The organism is Chitinophaga sp. LS1, assembly GCF_034274695.1.
GTDB lineage: Bacteria > Bacteroidota > Bacteroidia > Chitinophagales > Chitinophagaceae > Chitinophaga.
Map to the genome: position 1 here is coordinate 5,437,457 of NZ_CP128362.1, position 17,367 is coordinate 5,454,823.

Annotated in this window: 20 protein-coding genes; 9 read left to right on the forward strand and 11 right to left on the reverse strand. The window is 42.4% G+C overall.

Features of this window, described 5'->3' with window-relative positions:
* Positions 1-114: 114 nt before the first annotated feature.
* Entirely contained in the window at positions 115-2,049 is a 1,935-nt protein-coding gene (locus QQL36_RS22345; RefSeq protein WP_321566831.1) for a TonB-dependent receptor plug domain-containing protein, read from the forward strand.
* A 257-nt stretch (positions 2,050-2,306) separates the two neighbouring features.
* Here the strand turns inward: QQL36_RS22345 and QQL36_RS22350 are convergent, their stop codons facing one another.
* The 3 genes from QQL36_RS22350 to QQL36_RS22360 are packed head-to-tail and all read right to left on the reverse strand — an operon-like array spanning position 2,307 to position 3,121.
* Positions 2,307-2,468 (reverse strand): hypothetical protein, encoded by a 162-nt coding sequence (locus QQL36_RS22350; RefSeq protein ID WP_179091323.1) that lies wholly within the window; start codon positions 2,466-2,468, stop codon positions 2,307-2,309.
* A 35-nt stretch (positions 2,469-2,503) separates the two neighbouring features.
* A complete protein-coding gene (locus tag QQL36_RS22355) occupies positions 2,504-2,665 on the reverse strand; it encodes a hypothetical protein (RefSeq protein ID WP_179091323.1) in 162 nt (53 codons plus the stop codon).
* 3 nt (positions 2,666-2,668) lie between these two features.
* Positions 2,669-3,121, reverse strand: a complete 453-nt coding sequence (locus QQL36_RS22360) for a PIN domain-containing protein (protein ID WP_083729614.1) — start codon at positions 3,119-3,121, stop codon at positions 2,669-2,671.
* Between the two features lie 588 nt (positions 3,122-3,709).
* Between QQL36_RS22360 and fabV the strand changes: the two genes are divergently transcribed.
* Positions 3,710-4,891 (forward strand): enoyl-ACP reductase FabV, encoded by a 1,182-nt coding sequence (gene fabV, locus QQL36_RS22365; RefSeq protein WP_083729616.1) that lies wholly within the window; start codon positions 3,710-3,712, stop codon positions 4,889-4,891.
* Positions 4,892-5,103: 212 nt separating this feature from the next.
* On the opposite strand, the gene QQL36_RS22370 is transcribed toward fabV, so the two are convergent.
* The 4 genes from QQL36_RS22370 to QQL36_RS22385 form a co-directional block, all read right to left on the reverse strand.
* Entirely contained in the window at positions 5,104-5,991 is an 888-nt protein-coding gene (locus QQL36_RS22370) for an NADP-dependent oxidoreductase (RefSeq protein WP_321566832.1), read from the reverse strand.
* Entirely contained in the window at positions 5,988-7,052 is a 1,065-nt protein-coding gene (locus tag QQL36_RS22375; protein WP_321566833.1) for an alkene reductase, read from the reverse strand. The genes QQL36_RS22370 and QQL36_RS22375 overlap by 4 nt, the downstream gene beginning before the upstream one ends.
* A gap of 79 nt (positions 7,053-7,131) precedes the next feature.
* On the reverse strand, positions 7,132-8,112 hold the full coding sequence (locus QQL36_RS22380; RefSeq protein ID WP_321566834.1) for an AraC family transcriptional regulator: 981 nt from the start codon (positions 8,110-8,112) through the stop codon (positions 7,132-7,134).
* Between the two features lie 4 nt (positions 8,113-8,116).
* On the reverse strand, positions 8,117-8,587 hold the full coding sequence (locus QQL36_RS22385) for a GNAT family N-acetyltransferase (protein WP_083729620.1): 471 nt from the start codon (positions 8,585-8,587) through the stop codon (positions 8,117-8,119).
* A gap of 63 nt (positions 8,588-8,650) precedes the next feature.
* Between QQL36_RS22385 and QQL36_RS22390 the strand changes: the two genes are divergently transcribed.
* The 4 genes from QQL36_RS22390 to QQL36_RS22405 all read left to right on the forward strand — a co-directional run bounded on the left by QQL36_RS22390 (position 8,651) and on the right by QQL36_RS22405 (position 10,644).
* Positions 8,651-9,166 (forward strand): hypothetical protein, encoded by a 516-nt coding sequence (locus tag QQL36_RS22390; RefSeq protein WP_321566835.1) that lies wholly within the window; start codon positions 8,651-8,653, stop codon positions 9,164-9,166.
* Positions 9,167-9,240: 74 nt separating this feature from the next.
* On the forward strand, positions 9,241-9,444 hold the full coding sequence (locus tag QQL36_RS22395) for a hypothetical protein (RefSeq protein ID WP_143709102.1): 204 nt from the start codon (positions 9,241-9,243) through the stop codon (positions 9,442-9,444).
* A 28-nt stretch (positions 9,445-9,472) separates the two neighbouring features.
* Positions 9,473-9,796, forward strand: coding sequence for a hypothetical protein (locus QQL36_RS22400; protein WP_083729622.1), 324 nt, complete (start codon positions 9,473-9,475; stop codon positions 9,794-9,796).
* Positions 9,797-10,023: 227 nt separating this feature from the next.
* A complete protein-coding gene (locus tag QQL36_RS22405) occupies positions 10,024-10,644 on the forward strand; it encodes an NAD(P)H-dependent oxidoreductase (protein ID WP_321566836.1) in 621 nt (206 codons plus the stop codon).
* Positions 10,645-10,784: 140 nt separating this feature from the next.
* On the opposite strand, the gene QQL36_RS22410 is transcribed toward QQL36_RS22405, so the two are convergent.
* Entirely contained in the window at positions 10,785-11,249 is a 465-nt protein-coding gene (locus QQL36_RS22410) for an Lrp/AsnC family transcriptional regulator (RefSeq protein WP_083729650.1), read from the reverse strand.
* 157 nt (positions 11,250-11,406) lie between these two features.
* Here QQL36_RS22410 and QQL36_RS22415 point away from each other — a divergent pair, with 157 nt between their 5' ends.
* On the forward strand, positions 11,407-12,456 hold the full coding sequence (locus tag QQL36_RS22415) for a cysteine synthase family protein (RefSeq protein ID WP_321566837.1): 1,050 nt from the start codon (positions 11,407-11,409) through the stop codon (positions 12,454-12,456).
* A 119-nt stretch (positions 12,457-12,575) separates the two neighbouring features.
* Here the strand turns inward: QQL36_RS22415 and QQL36_RS22420 are convergent, their stop codons facing one another.
* Entirely contained in the window at positions 12,576-13,436 is an 861-nt protein-coding gene (locus QQL36_RS22420; protein WP_321566838.1) for a bestrophin family protein, read from the reverse strand.
* Between the two features lie 267 nt (positions 13,437-13,703).
* Positions 13,704-14,552 (reverse strand): universal stress protein, encoded by an 849-nt coding sequence (locus QQL36_RS22425; protein ID WP_083729628.1) that lies wholly within the window; start codon positions 14,550-14,552, stop codon positions 13,704-13,706.
* Between the two features lie 681 nt (positions 14,553-15,233).
* On the opposite strand from QQL36_RS22425, the gene QQL36_RS22430 reads away from it, so the two are divergent.
* Positions 15,234-15,773 carry a hypothetical protein gene (locus tag QQL36_RS22430; protein WP_321566839.1) on the forward strand — a complete coding sequence of 180 codons (540 nt, stop codon included), beginning with the start codon at positions 15,234-15,236 and terminating at the stop codon, positions 15,771-15,773.
* Between the two features lie 6 nt (positions 15,774-15,779).
* Here the strand turns inward: QQL36_RS22430 and QQL36_RS22435 are convergent, their stop codons facing one another.
* Positions 15,780-16,670 (reverse strand): LysR substrate-binding domain-containing protein, encoded by an 891-nt coding sequence (locus QQL36_RS22435; protein WP_321566840.1) that lies wholly within the window; start codon positions 16,668-16,670, stop codon positions 15,780-15,782.
* Positions 16,671-16,760: 90 nt separating this feature from the next.
* Between QQL36_RS22435 and QQL36_RS22440 the strand changes: the two genes are divergently transcribed.
* Positions 16,761-17,318, forward strand: a complete 558-nt coding sequence (locus QQL36_RS22440; protein ID WP_321566841.1) for a hypothetical protein — start codon at positions 16,761-16,763, stop codon at positions 17,316-17,318.
* Positions 17,319-17,367 lie beyond the last annotated feature (49 nt).

A 17,367-nucleotide genomic window follows, 5' to 3' on the forward strand; every position in this document is an offset into this window, starting at 1 on the left:
CAAATGGGACCTGATGGCAGGGGGAATTTCATTTACGAAATTCTCCCTGCCATCAGCTAACCGGATTAAGTCAGGTTATAGTTGATACAGCCTCTTATCATACAAACTGATTGTATGCGTAAATTATTTATACTTTGTGTTGCATTATTATACACTAGCACCGCGTATTCACAAACCGACAGCATAAAAACCGATCTGCTCAAAGAAGTCGTGATTATTCACAAACGTTCCATATCCGATAAAACAGATAAACCACTTTCCTCCTTAGATAAATACCTTGAAAACTCCGACATCGTTAACATGGTCAGACGTGGCGCATACGCATGGGAACCTTACCTGAATGGTATGAGTTCCGAACGTAGCGTAGTCACCATCGATGGCATGCGGATCTACGCAGCCTGTACAGACAAGATGGACCCGGTTACTTCCTATGTAGAAACAACCAACCTCTCTACAATAAACGTACATAGCGCCGGCGGCCCTGCCATTTCAGGGACAATGGACCTCGTAAGAAAAAAAGGAACCTTTGGGGAAAAAGAACGTTCCGGTATGGCATTTGCCGGTTTTGAAACCAACGGTAGTCAGCGGGTGATTGGAGGCGCGTTGTCCTTCACACAACCTAAGTTATTCACTAATGTTGATTTCACTTACCGTCATGCCGACAATTACAAAGCCGGTGGCGGAGAAGAGGTGTTATACGCTCAATATACCAAATACAATGTATCCGCCATTGCAGGATACAAGCTCAACGAACATGCTCAACTGGAAGCTTCCCTTATCTACGACCGTGCAGTAAACGTAGGTTATCCTGCACTCACCATGGATGTGAGTCTGGCCAGAGGGATCATTGCATCCGTCGCTTATATTCGTCATGGATGGCAAACTAAAATATACTACAACACCATCAACCATATCATGGATGATAGCAAACGTCCCGTCGTTGCTATCCGCATGGATATGCCCGGTTGGAGTAAGACTGCAGGCTTCTACTCCACATTACAGGGAATAACAAATAATCATCACTGGAAAGCAAACATAAACGGTCATTTCAACAAATCGCTGGCCGATATGACCATGTATTCCAACACAGCAGGCGAGAAAGATATGTACATGCTTACCTGGCCCGGCGTACTTACTTATTATGGAGAGATCTCAGGCGAAGATAATTACACGCTCTCTTCAAAATGGCATGCAACATTGAATGGGGGAGTGGGTATTCAGAACAATGTAGTCGATAACCAACAGGGTTATGAAAGCCTGACAATCTTTTATCCAAACATGGATCGCAGCCGTACCCGTCTTCTCAAAAGACTTTCCACTGGTTTAAATTACGATCACAAAAAATGGCAATACACCATTGCGGCTACCTATGGAGAACGCGCGCCCAGTGTGTCTGAAGGCTATGGATATTATTTATACAATAGTTTTGATCAGTATGATTACATCGGCAACCCCGGGATGAAGAATGAGAAATCTATTAGCGTGAACACCGCTTTGTTATTCCGCACCTCCCGCTTTTCTGTAAAAGTATCCGGCTCTTATTTTCACCTGATGGATTATATTATAGGGAGGCCTGATTCAGGCTTAAGTGCAATGACCATTGGCGCTGCTGGTGTGAAGGTATACGAACAATTGACCTATGCCAATATTTTCAATTGCGCCCTCGATGCGGAATATAAATTTAGTACACACCTTACCTGGACCAATAAAGTAAGTTATCGCAGGGGAGCAGGTGAGCATATAAAGTACCTCCCATTAATACAGCCATTCACCTATAGCTCCGGACTCACATTCCACCACAGATCCTTCTCAGCAGGTATCACAGCCAATGGTACTGCAGCGCAGGATACATACAATCCTGAATTCGGAGAACAGGCTTTGCCCGGGTATACTATTTTTAACCTGTCCGCTTCTTACAAATTTAAATCCCTGCTATTAAAAGCAGGCGCCGAGAATATACTTGATAAAAATTACACCACCTTCGCGGATTGGAATCGTATTCCACGAATGGGGCGTAATATTTTTGTAAATGTAATTTGGAGTTTTTAGGGCTTAAAGGCTCCTTACTAAGTACTTTTGAATATACTGCATTGGCAGCATGGATGATTGGTGGTCTGATGGTTTGCAGAGTGGCATAGAAGTATGGTGGATAGTGGTTTTATGAGAATGGGAGGTGTGAAATTTGTTGAGGATTCCGGTTATTTAGGAAATGATGAGAGTGTTTTAGAACAGAAATTGTAAGGGATAGTTTTCTATAAAAGGAAATAGTGAGCAAACCAATTAGTGTGCTCACTATTTTGATAGATTCATTTTGTATCGCTTATATACAGACTATTTAAAAATCTTAAAGGCGCCGTTTCAAGCCTCGCAAAAATCTTATCCCAGTCATAATCACATTCGGCGGCAATTTCTTCCCGAATTCTTCTTACTTCTGCTACACAATCGTAGCCGGGTATTATTTTACTCATAAACTATGGATTTATCTATTTATTCAATTTAATTTTCATTTTGTATCGCTTATATACAGACTATTTAAAAATCTTAAAGGCGCTGTTTCAAGCCTTGCAAAAATCTTATCCCAGTCATAATCACATTCGGCGGCAATTTCTTCCCGAATTCTTCTTACTTCTGCTACACAGTCGTAGCCTGGAATTATTTTACTCATAAACTATGGATTTAAAATTTCACGGGGTGTCCTTATAATAATAGGTCTATACCCCATGTCTTTGTTAATGGCGTTATAATGTTTGATTTTCCCCAAATTTACCATGTGCTTAAAATTCCAACTGGCAAGAATATCTGCTCCCTGTAAAGTTGCCGTAGCTATATGTATAGCATCAAAGTGGCTATTATAATTCAGAGCCCCTTCTGCTATATACCTTACGGCAAGTATCCTCGCCTTAAGGGACGTTGCTGCAGTGGTTCTGAAAATAAGCGGAACTTTAAATAGCGTATCTCTTACCTCTTCTCTTGCTTTTGATAGTTCATCAAATACAACCTGGGAAACCATCATTTTCTTTTCCCCCTTCCTAAATGCTTCCAGCAATTTATTACTGTACTCCGAAAATTGTTTCACATAACACCCCCCAAACACAGAGGTGTCTACGTAGATAGTCTGCATACAAATTTATTGTTTTTTGGTATATGGTTAACACTTAAAAAATGCCTGAAAACCCCCGACGATAATGGTAGTCAAAAAATGTGGTTAACAGTTACAAAGTTGTAATTTTAATTCTCCTAAATGATTTTCGTATAATTAATTTACTAAAAAAAGTTCGGGAAAAATTATTTCCCTATCAAAAAGTTTGAAACAAAAATATTTCAATAGCTTCATGGCCTGGTATCGTTATTTGAAAGAGTAGCACGACATCACCCAATCACACCCCACCAGCCGCTACAGTTTTAATCCTAATATTATCATTATTCCTTAGCCTGAAATAACATAGCCGTTGCCGCGGGACGCGCATTATTCAGTCCTCCCAATAAAGCAAAGCTCCCAATAAAGCAACCTATCAATAAAACAGTCCTCCCAATAAAACAGTCCTCCCAATAAAACAAAACTCCCGATAATACCCCCCAAATTCTACCTATCATCTCCAATCCCCCGAAGAAATTCCCCCCATTCCCCTTCCAAATCCCCCTCACCCCTTGTAACTTCTCCCCGAAGAGCCTACATTTGCACCAGGAACTGAACCTGATATCAAATTTTATGATCATTGAACCTAAAATGCGTGGCTTTATTTGCCTGACAGCCCACCCTGCTGGTTGTGCTGAAAATGTAAGGAGACAAATAAGCTATGTTAAATCTGAAAAACTCCCCGAGGGCCCCAAAAAGGTACTGGTAATAGGCGCCTCTACCGGTTTCGGGCTTTCGTCCAGAATTACTGCTGCTTTCGGCTGCGGGGCCTCCACAATCGGTGTTTTCTTTGAAAAAGAACCCCAGGAAGGTAAAACTGCAACTGCCGGATATTATAATTCAGTGGCTTTTCATGAGGAAGCCAACCGTGCTGGCATATATGCCCAAAGTATCAATGGTGATGCTTTCTCAAATGAAATTAAGCAACAGACCATTGACTTGATTAAAAAAGATCTGGGAACAGTCGACCTGATTATTTATAGCCTGGCTTCCCCCGTGCGCAAGCATCCGGAAACAGAAGTATTACATCGTTCCGTATTAAAACCTATAAATCAGAGTTACCAGAACAAAACCGTTGATTTCCACACCGGTATTGTAACTAACGTGTCTATTGAACCTGCAACTGGCGACGATATTACCAATACCATCGCCGTAATGGGTGGTGAAGACTGGCAGATGTGGTTAGAAGCTTTGCAGGCTGCAGGTGCGTTGGCACCTGATGTTAAGACCGTTGCCTACTCCTATATCGGCCCTGAACTCACTAACCCGGTGTACCGTCACGGTACCATCGGTAGAGCAAAGGATCACCTGGAAGCAACAGCCGTAAAAATTACAGAACTGTTGAAACCCCTCAATGGTAGCGCAGTTGTATCTGTAAACAAAGCCCTGGTGACCCAGTCCAGTTCTGCAATTCCTGTAGTACCACTGTATATTTCCCTCCTGTATAAACTCATGAAGGAAAAAGGTATTCACGAAGGTACCATCGAACAAATGGCCCGTCTGTTCAAAGATCACCTGTACGCAGGGAACCCGGTTGCCCTCGACAATCAGGGTCGTATCCGTATCGATGACTGGGAACTCCGTCCTGATGTACAGGCCGAAGTAGCTGAGCTGTGGAAAGAAGTATCTACGGAGACCATCTCCCAGATCGGTGACCTGGCTGGTTACAAAGAAGACTTCCTGAACCTGTTTGGATTCAATGTGCCTGGGGTAGATTATACCGCTGAGGTAGATGAGATGGCATTGATCAAATAAGGGCACTATAAAATAATGAAGGCTTGGTAATCAATGGTTACCAAGCCTTTTGTATATGAATATTTTTTAGCCTCCCATAAATCAGGTTATTTTATTTATAGGTCTCCATGAGTGAAATTTGTTCATTATGGAAATCTTATTACAGCTGGGTGGGGTGATACCAGGAGGGAGGGGCGTATTGGCAGATATTGCATCCTGTACCAGGTATAAACTTAGCTGACAACCAAAACTGCTTTCCCCGGTATGCCTCCTTTTTTCACTTCATCATAAGCCTTTTTGTAATCATGCCAGTCATAGGTCTTGCTGATGTGCACCTGTAAACCACTATCTGCCAACAACGCTGGATTAGGTTTCAAAAGCAACAATTTATACCGTCCTCCTGAAAAAAGAGATCCGATCATTTCCTTTGGACCGGGAGATGTATTGACATAAACACCTTTTTTCTTCAGTATCTTTTTCGCTGCCTTGTAATTGATCTTCCCGGAAAAATCGATGACAGCGTCAAACGTTTTGGCGCCGATATTTTGATGCTGGTAGTTAATAACGACATCACTTCCCAACCTGGTTACCAGCTCAACACCAGAAGGCCCCACCACCGAAGTCACGATGCCTCCTGCCTTCTTAGCCAATTGAATCGCTAATGGCCCAATACCGCCTCCGGCGCCGTTAATGAGCACCTCCATACCTGGCTGTAATTTTAGTAATTGATGAAAGATTTGCAAAGCGGCACCACCTGCTACCGGAAGAGCCGCTGCTTCTTCAAAAGAGAGCCCTGATGGCTTAGGTGCAATGTCCTTCGCCTTTACAGCTACGTATTGCGCCAATGCACCTCCTTTAAATATACTGGCGATGCCGAATACTTCATCTCCTTTTTTATAGGTGCCATTACCCTGTTCCACTATCCCTGAAAAGTCGATTCCTACTGATTTTGGAAACTTACTTCCGCTCATTAGTTTCATCTCACCCTGCCATATTTTCCAGTCAAGCGGGTTGATAGAGACCGCTTTTACCTTCACGATGATCTCTCCCTCAGGCATCGGTACCTCTGTCATTTGGAGTACTTCTGTTCCTCCAAAGTGATTGTATGTTATCTTTTTCATAAGCTCAAATAATCCGTGTAACCCACAGGACCGGGGGTATAAAGTGTATTATAATCGGGTTGATGTAAAGGTGCGTTTGCAGCAATTCGTTTTTCTAAATCAGGATTAGCCAGAAAGGCGCGTCCAAAGGCGACGAGGTCGGCAAAGCCTGCATGCAAGGCCTGTTCCGCAGTTTCAGGGGTAAGACCGTTACAAAGAATAATAGTACCATTAAAACCTCCCCTGATAGCATCAAAAGTTTTTTGCGGAATAATAGCTGACATGCCTATATGCAGATAAGCAATATTAGCATTGTTCATCTCTTTTGCCAGCAGTGCATAGGTATCATGTACTTCCTGCTCATCATAAGCAGGCAGATCGCCCAGCGTAGAGTAGGGGGAGAAGCGCACACCAACCTTGTCCGCACCAATAGCTGCGGCTATTGCCTGCACAATCCGGATGGCGAGGCGGGTTCTGTTGGTAATATTCCCTCCCCATTCGTCCGTGCGGTTATTGACATGTGGATTCAGGAACTGTTCTACCAGATATCCATTGGCTCCATGTAGTTCAACCCCATCAAAACCGGCTTCCATCGCATTGCGCGCGGCATGCACAAACTCTTCAATGACTGCTGCTATAGCATCGCTGGTGAGCATTTCAGGTTCAGGGTAAGTTTGTTTCCCTAAAGCATCCGTCCAGATATCGCCCGCTGCTTTAATGGTTGAAGGCCCTACCAAACGGGCGCCAGCAGGCAGATTGGCCGGGTGACCAATACGACCGGTATGCATGAGTTGTACAAATATTTTACTACCTGCTGTATGTACGGCAGTTGTAATCGCCTTCCAGGCTTCCGTTTGTTCATTTGAAAAAATTCCCGGAATCCTTGAATAGCCCAGTGCATCCGGTGAGGGCGCCGTTCCTTCGGTAATGATCAAACCGGCACCGCTTCTTTGTGTATAATAATCCGCCATCAATTGGTTGGGCAAATTATCGATAGCCCGGCTACGTGTCATGGGAGCCATGACCAGGTGATTCTTCAATTGTAAAGCGCCTTTATGATAAGGCATCAGCAATTTGTTCATGTTGTTATCGTGTTTTTGATAACACAAAGTTGCGTCCTCCTGAAAGGTTAAAATAGTTGCTTTTGACAGAAAAATAGTCCTATCCGCCGGTCGCATATTTTTTAGGCTTTAAACCATGGTGCTTTTCAAAAATGCGTCCAAAGTGACTAAGATTGGCAAAACCAAGCTGGTAGCCGGCTTCTGAAACGGACATCCCGCTATGTTTGAGTAGGAATGCGGCTTCTTCCATACGCGCCTGCTGGTAATAGTTATATATCGTATCTCCAAATACCTGTTTGAAGATGTCTTTCATCTTTGTTTCTCCAAACCCTGCCATTTTTGCCAGTTCCGGTAGACTGGGTGGAACAGAAAGGTCCGCAAGAATAGCTGTCCTGATCAATAGGAGCTTTTCTACGTCGTCTTTATGAACAAGGTGATAGTTAACTATCTCCCGCTTTTGCAGCTTCTCAAATACAAGATATAGTAGCTCCTGTACTTTCAACCGGTAATAAAAATTCCCCAGTTCATTATCTTCCCTGGCTTCCGTCACCTGTCTGACGAGCTTATTAATTTCAACAGTCATGCTTTCATAATACAAAAAGCCAGGGGCAGCATTCACTATCGTTTCCACCACATTGTTTGGGTTATTAATACCGAGCAATTCCTTCAAAGCATCTTTCATAATCCCTACAACGATAAAGTGAATATCTGTATTAGCAGGAAAACGGATTTGAGAATGCAGGTCTGTCGAAGCAATTTGTATAGCATAAGCACTGCTTCGTGAAAGCGGATTCGGAGTACCGTCCGTATTCACGCTGGCAGTGGCTTCATTACTATGAAATATAATGCTAACCAGGTCGTTCGGCTCGTCGCTGGCAACTCTGCTCAGAATAATATCCTGGTTGAGTTTATATCTGTGAACGATGAGTTTGAGTCCGGGGGATAAGGAAATTCTTCTGATACTACCAGTACCCATAACAGGAGGGAGGATCAACCGGTCGCCTTCTAAAGGAACGTTGAACTTTTTAGCGAAGTGAGTAAGGAAGTCGAACTGTGGGTTGGGTACAAATTCAAAAAACATAGGACTATATCAATTTGTAAATAAACTCTTCAATTTCCGCCTGCCGTGCATTTGCAAATCCTTTATCGGTGCCGGTTTTAACAAACCCACATTTTTCCAATACGCGCTGTGAACCAATATTGTCAAATGCCGTGCGTCCGTATATCGGTCTGGTATTTATAATGGTTAAAAGCTGCGTTAGTGCTTTTGTCGCTATTCCTTGTGCCCAGTACTTTTTATCCAGCCAATAAGTAATTTCCGCATTTCCTGCCACTTCAAACTGTGCGATACTGCCTGCAATGACACCATCTACGATGATGGTATACATATTGATTGTCGGGTCATTCACGCATTTCCCGTATTTCTGCAGGTAGGCGGTTTTATCTGTCGGATCTTTTGAAGTAAACGCGGCTAAGTAGTTAGCTTCCTGATCCAACTGAAAGAGAAAGAAATGTTCTAAATCGGTAATTACTGTTTTTTGTAAGGTGATTACCATAGCACGGATTTATACGAAGATATTGCAATTTTTGGCAGCGTCTTTGTTATTATAAGTATCACCATGAAAAACCTAATCATCTATATCATATTTTTATTACCCTTGTTCTCCTGCAATAAGAACGGTGCTATCTCATTTCGGGACACGATCACTCAAAAGGAACATGATATATCTGACATGCTGATCAGTAAGAATGGTCTTGAATCCCGTAAACTGGAATACCTGATAGCGGAGGATTTCGATCACGCATTGGCGATTACAGATAGTCAGCAGGTAGTTTTTGATAAGACTATTCAGGAACTACAAATGGTAAATACGGATCAGTTTTCCGGTGGTGATCATCTGAAACAGGCAGCTGTTCCGTATCATATGGCATTGAAGGAATTATATCTTTATCCAAAGAAAGAAATAACCTGGCAGAAGAAGCTGTCCACTGCTACTAAGCAGGATAAAGATTCGCTGCAGCATGAATTGCTGGAAATATATAAGGATAAGCAGGAGTATTATCAAAATGTATATAAAGCGAATGAAGCGTATGTGCTGGCTGTGCAAAGGTTTAATAAGGGACATGGGTTGTGAGGTCGTAACATATTGGCTGCTGCCCGGCTTGTGTTAAACAAAGATGGCATGACAATTATAACTGGAATGAAGGAATGAGTGCATGGATCCCAGGTTTTGGAGATATTTCCGACGAGGATGGATTAAATTTAAGAGAAAATGGTGGTGCCCGTGATTTTAAGCTTCGTGCACTTTGGCATACAACCATTTCAGGAATAATAACAATTCTTCCACTATCTTTATATTATAATAATTTTCATTTCACCCATAGGATGTTGGAAGGTAGATTGTTAATTTAAAGATCCTTATTCATCTAATAAAAAAAGCATGAAAAAACGTATAGGCCCTGTTATTGGCATTCTTATCATACTAATATTATTTATTGCTTATTGGTTTTACAATAATTCATATGTCCTGCTGAAACCAGTACTGACCAAGCCTACTGGAGAACCTATAATTGTTGGATATACTGATGAAATGATCAAAAACTTTCCAGACGTATTAAAACATTATAATGTAGAGTATAAGATAAATGACTCAGGGCATTTCCTTATCAAAGCCAAATACATGAGGGACAGAGACTATATCCTATCTATTACCGAATGTGCTTTGGATAGCAACATGATGCACGAAATTAGAAAACTGAATTAATTAAAGTAACATATTGACATGAACCATGGCAAACGGCCTCATAGAGATATGAGGCCGTTTGCCAAATTAATATCGCCAAAGCCTAAAGTCGATCATTTGTTCCAAAGGTTCTAAGAACAAATCCAATACCATTCACTTCGGGATCCCCTCTCAAAACAATGCTACAACGCATCAGGATCTCCCAATACCTCACATTCCTTTTGTGTACATTCGTCAAAAAAAGGCAAATGAAAATATTGATCATAAACGGCTCTCTCCGTGGTCCAAATGGCAACTCCGCAGCCATCGCAAAGCATGCAGAAAATATGTTGGGTCAACAATCAGTCACACTAACACTATCGGATAAACTCCCCACCATCCGCGAAGTATATAACCTATTGGAAAGCTGCGACGGCTTTCTCGTTATCTCCGGCGTTTACTGGAACAACTGGAGCTCACCGCTACAGCGTTTTATAGAAGTAACGACTGCTTTTGAAAATACCCCTGCCTTTTTTGGCAAGCCAATGGCCTGTGCTGTCACCATGGATTCAGTTGGAGGGATAGAAGTAGCCGCAAGATTACAAGCCGTATTTGGCGGCCTTGGATGCTGGACCCCTCCCTGTTCTACTATCGTATTGTCCCGTGTAGGGCAGGAAGCAATCGCCACGACTACCGGTATGGAAGATGATCTGAATGAAGATGTATGGAGAATAGATGATCTATCAGTCGTGCTGCACAACCTGTTGGCTGCTGCCGGCATGCCGCGTAATAGCTGGAAGGCCTGGCCACATAGAGAATTGCATATTCCTGATGGTCCATGGCCAGGAGAAGGGGTGTTGGATATGGGTACGCCGAGGTTTCTTGAATGAATGGAATGCCTTCCTGCAAAAAGGTAATTAATTCCTGCAAAAAAGGTAATTAATTCAGAAAAAAGTAATTGCTCCGGGGAAAAGTAATTGCTCCTCCATCAAACGGGATAGCCCCTCCCAGCAGGGAATATGAAGTCCCCCTACAACGGATATGCCGTTTCACTCTTCGTCTCTGACAATACAAAAAAGCTCTGCACCGTACTGATATTAGGCAGAGCCGCCAGATTCCTGTAAAAAGTATGATACGCATCCATATCACTCGTTGCCACCCGCAGAATAAAGTCAAAAGTCCCAGTCATCTGAAAACATTCCATCACTTCAGGGAATTTCGCCACCTCCTTCTCAAAAGTGCTCAACGTAGCAGCTGCATGGTCATGTAATAATACATGACTGAAAGCAATCAGCTTCCTGTTTATTTTCTTCCTGTCCAGCAGCGCTACTATTTTCGTAATATAACCGCTTTCTTTCAGCTGCCGGATCCGTTCATGAATCGTAGCCACTGATTTATGTAACTGAGAAGCAATTTCCTTGTTTGTCAGTTCTGCATTCTGCTGCAGTAATCTCAAAATCTGAATATCGATATCGTCTAACTGGCTTTTGTCCATATTAAATTTAATAAAATCCGGACCAGAAGGTGGTGGAAGTAAGAATAACCGGAAAATAATACAATTTTTTTGGATAAAACCAGAAAATTTATGGAATAATTGCCTACCGATTGACATGGTTATAGTTATTTCAGAGCTTTGCTAAAAATTATTCACCATGATGGTGTCTGAAGTGTCAATGGTTGATCAACGATTTAGCGAGCTGTGGAACCTGGTTGGTAACACGCCTATGCTAAAACTGGAATATCTGTATAAAGGCCGTCCTGGCTATATATTCGTAAAGTGTGAACACTATAATCTGACAGGTAGTATCAAGGACCGTATGGCCCTTTATATTATGAAACAGGCCTATATGCAGGGGTTGATCAAACCAGATGATACCATTGTAGAGGCAACCAGTGGCAATACAGGTATTTCATTTTCTGCTATTGGCCGTGCACTGGGGCATAAGGTGATCATTATGATGCCGGATTGGCTCAGCAAAGAACGGCAGGACATTATTAAAAGTTTCGGGGCGACAGTGCGGCTGGTCAGTAAAGAGGAAGGTGGTTTTCTGGGAAGTATTAAGCTGTCAGAAGAATTACAGGAGAGCAGTGATCAATATTTCCTACCCCGTCAGTTTGAGAATGAATATAATACAGCAGCACATGCATTGAGTACCGGTCCTGAAATATGGGAACAGTTAATGCATGCCGGGTTACAACCCGATGCATTCGTGGCGGGCGTAGGTACCGGGGGCACTGTAATGGGAGTGGGCAGATACCTGAAAAGTAAGGATCCGGGTATCAGGGTGCATCCTTTAGAGCCAGCGGAATCGCCTACTTTAAGTACAGGGCATAAAGTGGGGAATCATCGTATTCAGGGCATCTCGGATGAGTTTATTCCTGCCATTGTACGGTTGGATGAGTTGGACGAGGTTGTACAGGCCAATGATGGAGATGCGATCATTGTGGCACAAAAGCTGGCGGCGGAACTGGGACTGGCAGTAGGTATTTCTTCCGGGGCAAATGTGATCGGGGCGATTCGTCTGAAAGAGCAGATGGGAGAAGATGCTGTCGTGGTGACACTGTTATGCGATAGCAATAAGAAATACCTGAGTACGGATCTGGTGAAACCTCAGCCTTCGCAGCCATATTATGTTGCTGAGGTAGTTAGTTTTACGGGGTTCCGTACCATTCCCCGACTGAGCGGATCAATAATTCATTAAACATATACCGAACCAATCATTAATTAGCATAACGGTCTGCACTTTTCTAAGTAGCAGGCCGGTTTTGTATTTTGTAGGGGTAGCAGTATTGACAGACAAATCGACCATCACTGAGGTTTTTACATCAGGTAATAACTCTCTTCCTGCACCTCCTGTACGGGCACCTCTTCGCCAATCATCTCCAGCAAATTCATTTCAATCGTCTGACTAATCGCCGTCATAGGGGTATCTGTAGGCTTATTTTCAAAAGGATCCTGCATGATAATAGCCGTTCTCTCAATCGCAATAAACAACACCGGCACTACAAATACAATAATGATTTCCATCCATTGCGTCCTGTCTTCCAGTCCAAATGGCAGAATTGTCATTAGTACATAGATCAGAAAGTGAATCAACAGACTATAAGATTTTGGGAAAACAGTTTTTTTAATGCGTTCGCATTTACCCATGGCATCGCACAACCTGGCAATCGTGGCATCTATTTGTACCTGCCTGTTAGGGTTCAGTTGCTGTGCAGCAGCCAGCACTTCCGCGTGTTTATTGAGCAAAAAGTTTGGCCAGTTACGGCTATCGGTATTGTATACAGAAAGATACGCCTTTACCTTTTCAGAAAAGGGTAATCCTCTTAATGATTCTGAGAGTGCATAGCACCAGATAATCTGGCGGTGTGCAAATTCATTTACCTCTTCGGGAAGAAATGTTTTTACCTGCCGGATAAGGGTCCGGCTGTCATTGACGATGGCACCCCAGATGAGTCTTGCTTCCCACCAGCGTTCATAAGATTGGGAGGTTCTGAAAGCGAGCAGGAGGGAAACGATGGTGGCGACAAGAGAGGATACTGCAAGAGGAATGGAGATGCGTTGAAGGATACCATAATGGTCCAGAGAGCCGGCGAAGATCGCGTAGAGGGCGATGGCGAGAATATCCCATTTGATGAGGTCGAGGAAGTACGAGATGGAGATCCGTTTGTTCAGTAGCATGAAGGTTGAAACAATCAGAGTGGGAAATTGTTTAGCTGGAAAAATTATCTCTAAATTTTACTATTATTATTAAATGATTGATCTCTATGCCTAAAAGGGGGTATATATGAAAAATTATATCCTTCCAATTTTCCGGCCTCAAAGAAAATATCTCCGAAATTGTCCTGGATTATAACGGCAATTCTACACTTTGATAACGACTACCTGAATTCCTTAAAGCTCATTACAAAATTTAAAAAAAGGGGGAAATAACATTCCCCCCCAACCTCATAAATGACCTGTAGGATGAGTAATAAATACCGGTCCTTTTAAATTACGTATAATATTATCAGCACTGCTGCTGTTAAAAAACCTTGACACCCTGCTGCGACCATATGCTCCAAATGTACTGATCAGCTCCGTTTTTGTATCCAGATATGCCTGTATCGCTATATCTGCCTGACCTGTCAGAATTTTGTAAGTCACATGCGCATCATACGCTTTCAGGTACTCCTGCAATTGCGTTTTTAGCGGTATGGTTTTCTCTCCTTTTTCACAGACATATACTATCTCACAATGCCTGTTTACCAACTCAGGAAACAGCGCCGCAAATGCCTTGATCGCATACATGGAAGAGTAAGTCCCATTATAACAAAAAGCAACGCCATTAGCGGCATTGGGCACCTCCGGCAACACCATTACCGGGCATTGCGCATGGAGAAGCATGTTTTTAACAAAACCTGTTGGATTTGTATCAAACAGGAACGGGAACGAAAGCGCTTTCCCGATAATAAGCAGATCTGCAAAACGGCTTTCTGTCACAACTTCCTCTTCTGCAATACCTTTTATTTTTTTGATAGTACAGGATAGTTCCCTTGCTTTACAATCCTGTTTCAGGGTAAGGTAATTGTCTTCAATGATCTCTTTTCTTTCAATCTCACTCTTCTTCATTGTTTCATAATATTTACCTGAAAATCCTTCAATACTACTGGCCGATAACAGCTGGCCGGCACTTTTGGTGTCTTCCAGTAGCAGCAGTGTCAGGGTATGTTCGTGTAAAGAAGTCACTGTGGCGATAACGTCCAGTTGTTTTGCTGTATAGTTGACAGCATCGATGACGGCAAGTATTTTTTTCATGGCATGAAAGTTTTAAAGGCATTGATAAGAAAGATAGCAATTACGGTTACTACCTTTCTTTCATCGTTTATGATAAAAGCACTTTATTAATTAAACATGGAATTCATTTTATGATCTACCTGAAGTTAGCACAATAATGCTATTGGAATCAATGATAACTATCATTTTCAGGGGTGATGTAAAGTGATGGAAATCATTATTTACCATATCATTGATCATCGTTTTCACTATTAAACAAGGTGTACGATTCATATCGTTGACTAACCCATTACAATCCCCAATATTATTTAAAACAGGGACGTAAGTATGTCTAAGGAATTATCCAGGACAGCTCTTGTCCTGCCTGCCGGCTTCAATGAAAATTTTGAACCCTGGAAAGATTTCTTTGATTTTAATACATTATTGCTACTGTTACGGCTGTAAATATTACAGAAGAGAAAAATCAGTTTAAACTGACAGTTGCTGTACCGGGAATGGACAGAGAAGACTTTCCCCGATGTGATATCGGTGAAGCTTTAATACCATCCCGTTACCATAAGTACATTAAAAGTACATTTCTATATCAAATCGATATTGAGGTGTACATTTAGTGGCGTATTAATACTCAATTAGTAACGGAGATATGCTATAGTTCCAACCTAAGTTGTAATATTAATGCTGTAACCTCAAAAATTGTTTGTTATGGCGCTTGTTAAAGACAACATACTTCTTCAGGTTGTTCGGGGTACGCTCGGCGATCAAATCACGATTTACGAACGTAACGGGCAGATTATTATGGCGAAAAAACGCGGCCCGTCAAAGAAAAAGCCTACAAAGAAACAGCTGGAAGCCAGGTATAAAATGCAGGTAGCTGCGGCGTATGCGCGGGTGATCATCCAGGACCCGGAAATAAAGGCGTATTATAAGTCGCTGGCAGGCCCAGGACAGAATGCTTATAACATGGCCGTAAAGGATGCTTATAAGTCTCCTGAGGTGCAGAATATCCGGTTTGAAGAATCAACTGTGGTCGTGACGGCAAAAGACGAATTTAGGGTAGCAGAAGTGGATGTACGGGTAGTTGATGCTGCGGGTGACATTCTGGAAAGAGGGAAGGCGGTTTTAGGCAGGAATAGCGTAGAGTGGTATTATAAAGCAGCCAGTTTGCCGGTGGGCGGTAAGGTGATCGTTGTAGCGGTCGATTTGCCCGGGAATGAGACCGTCAGGGAGGTGAAACTGGAATAAAAGCTCTTATTTTGGATTGAATTCCTTCGCACAATCTTTCAGGATCTTATTAAACGCCGTCAATGCATGTTTTCTGTAATACTTCGCAGAAAACAAAATAGTCGCATGCCTTTTAAAATCAGCATGACTGATTGGTATCGCCCTTAATGAAGGAAACCCAAATAATGAGCTATTCATTAAAACCGTACACCAGTTTTTAGTGTCGGCCAACTGCAGGAGTGTATTGATATCATTCACTTCTATATCTATATTCAATTGAACTCCTGCTTCTGCCACTACCTTGTCAAATAATTGACGAATACTGAAACCTGCTGATGGCAAAGCCAGTGTCAGTCCCTTGATCTCAGTCAGTTTGATTTTTTTATAATCAGCCATCGGATGGCTTTCATGCGTGATCAATGATAGATGTGCTGTAAATAATCGATGTATTTCCAGTTGCCCGTCATCATTGGTTTCCATAAATGACAACATACAATCCACTGTACCTTTGTCCAGTTTCTGTAACAACTCGTTAGTGGATCCGAATATGATATTCACTACAACCTGAGGGTACATGCTCCTGAAAATGGGCAATGCTTTTACCAGCAATGCAGACAATCCATAAGTGCTGCCAATATTCAGTACCCCGGTTTTCAGGTCTATCAGGTCATTCAAAACCTGCTGCCCTTCCGTTGCCTGCAGCACGGTCTTATAAGCATGAGGCAAAAAGAGATTTCCTGCTTCGGTTAACCGTATCCGTTTTCCCAGTCTGTCGAATAACAAAACCCCCAGCGTATTTTCCAGCTGCTTGATCTGCTGCGAAAGGGTACTTTGTGTAATGTACAGTTCATTGGCCGCATCTGTAAAGTTTTGTAATTCGGCTGCCCGGATAAAGTATTTTAATTGCCTCAGTTCCATAATCGAAAGTTACGATTTACAAAATAGAAAAAATGAGTTTATCGGGATCATTTATTCTACGCAGCTTTGTATCAACAAAAACGAATGATCATGGAAATCACACAAACACCCGAAAATGCATTGTCTGCCTCTGTAGTAAGCGCCATTATCAATGCCCCCATTGAGAAAGTCAATATTGCTGACTGGTTATTAAATTTACCTGATGCGGAATATCAACGTTGTTCAATCAATCACATCGCAGCAGGCGTTTCCGCTACTTTTGACGGAACTCCGATGTCTATTAATGTGGAAACTATTGGGAATGCGCTTGTGGTACAGCATTATGTGGCTACAGTAGCCCAACCGGATTACTGCCGTATGTTGTCTGTTTCTGATACGATCACTGCCAGTGGAAGATCTAAGGTGCAGGTATTGTGGGAGCTTAGAGCAGAACGCATTGACGACCTTACCTGTCGATATACAAATACAATTCATGCTACGGCTACGCCTGAATTTATGGCTTTTATAAAGGAACATGGAATTAGTCTTGCCGCAGCGGCACAGGCAAGGCAGGAGGCATCTGATGCACATAATAGGGAAGAAACACCCAATTTTGCAAAGAGTATTGAGAATAAAGCATTGTATGGACAGTATAATCTGCCTTTCTAATCTGGTTATTGAGTGAGCAACTAATGGCTGGCCATCTGCTGTACCGTTG

Excerpts from the sequence above, each read along its gene's own strand:
- QQL36_RS22345 (WP_321566831.1), top strand. The coding sequence starts at position 115 with ATGCGTAAATTATTTATACTTTGTGTTGCATTATTATACACTAGCACC.
- QQL36_RS22350 (WP_179091323.1), bottom strand. The coding sequence starts at position 2,468 with ATGAGTAAAATAATACCCGGCTACGATTGTGTAGCAGAAGTAAGAAGA.
- QQL36_RS22355 (WP_179091323.1), bottom strand. The coding sequence starts at position 2,665 with ATGAGTAAAATAATTCCAGGCTACGACTGTGTAGCAGAAGTAAGAAGA.
- QQL36_RS22360 (WP_083729614.1), bottom strand. The coding sequence starts at position 3,121 with ATGCAGACTATCTACGTAGACACCTCTGTGTTTGGGGGGTGTTATGTG.
- fabV (WP_083729616.1), top strand. The coding sequence starts at position 3,710 with ATGATCATTGAACCTAAAATGCGTGGCTTTATTTGCCTGACAGCCCAC.
- QQL36_RS22370 (WP_321566832.1), bottom strand. The coding sequence starts at position 5,991 with ATGAAAAAGATAACATACAATCACTTTGGAGGAACAGAAGTACTCCAA.
- QQL36_RS22375 (WP_321566833.1), bottom strand. The coding sequence starts at position 7,052 with ATGAACAAATTGCTGATGCCTTATCATAAAGGCGCTTTACAATTGAAG.
- QQL36_RS22380 (WP_321566834.1), bottom strand. The coding sequence starts at position 8,112 with ATGTTTTTTGAATTTGTACCCAACCCACAGTTCGACTTCCTTACTCAC.
- QQL36_RS22385 (WP_083729620.1), bottom strand. The coding sequence starts at position 8,587 with ATGGTAATCACCTTACAAAAAACAGTAATTACCGATTTAGAACATTTC.
- QQL36_RS22390 (WP_321566835.1), top strand. The coding sequence starts at position 8,651 with ATGAAAAACCTAATCATCTATATCATATTTTTATTACCCTTGTTCTCC.
- QQL36_RS22395 (WP_143709102.1), top strand. The coding sequence starts at position 9,241 with ATGAGTGCATGGATCCCAGGTTTTGGAGATATTTCCGACGAGGATGGA.
- QQL36_RS22400 (WP_083729622.1), top strand. The coding sequence starts at position 9,473 with ATGAAAAAACGTATAGGCCCTGTTATTGGCATTCTTATCATACTAATA.
- QQL36_RS22405 (WP_321566836.1), top strand. The coding sequence starts at position 10,024 with ATGAAAATATTGATCATAAACGGCTCTCTCCGTGGTCCAAATGGCAAC.
- QQL36_RS22410 (WP_083729650.1), bottom strand. The coding sequence starts at position 11,249 with ATGGACAAAAGCCAGTTAGACGATATCGATATTCAGATTTTGAGATTA.
- QQL36_RS22415 (WP_321566837.1), top strand. The coding sequence starts at position 11,407 with ATGATGGTGTCTGAAGTGTCAATGGTTGATCAACGATTTAGCGAGCTG.
- QQL36_RS22420 (WP_321566838.1), bottom strand. The coding sequence starts at position 13,436 with ATGCTACTGAACAAACGGATCTCCATCTCGTACTTCCTCGACCTCATC.
- QQL36_RS22425 (WP_083729628.1), bottom strand. The coding sequence starts at position 14,552 with ATGAAAAAAATACTTGCCGTCATCGATGCTGTCAACTATACAGCAAAA.
- QQL36_RS22430 (WP_321566839.1), top strand. The coding sequence starts at position 15,234 with ATGGCGCTTGTTAAAGACAACATACTTCTTCAGGTTGTTCGGGGTACG.
- QQL36_RS22435 (WP_321566840.1), bottom strand. The coding sequence starts at position 16,670 with ATGGAACTGAGGCAATTAAAATACTTTATCCGGGCAGCCGAATTACAA.
- QQL36_RS22440 (WP_321566841.1), top strand. The coding sequence starts at position 16,761 with ATGGAAATCACACAAACACCCGAAAATGCATTGTCTGCCTCTGTAGTA.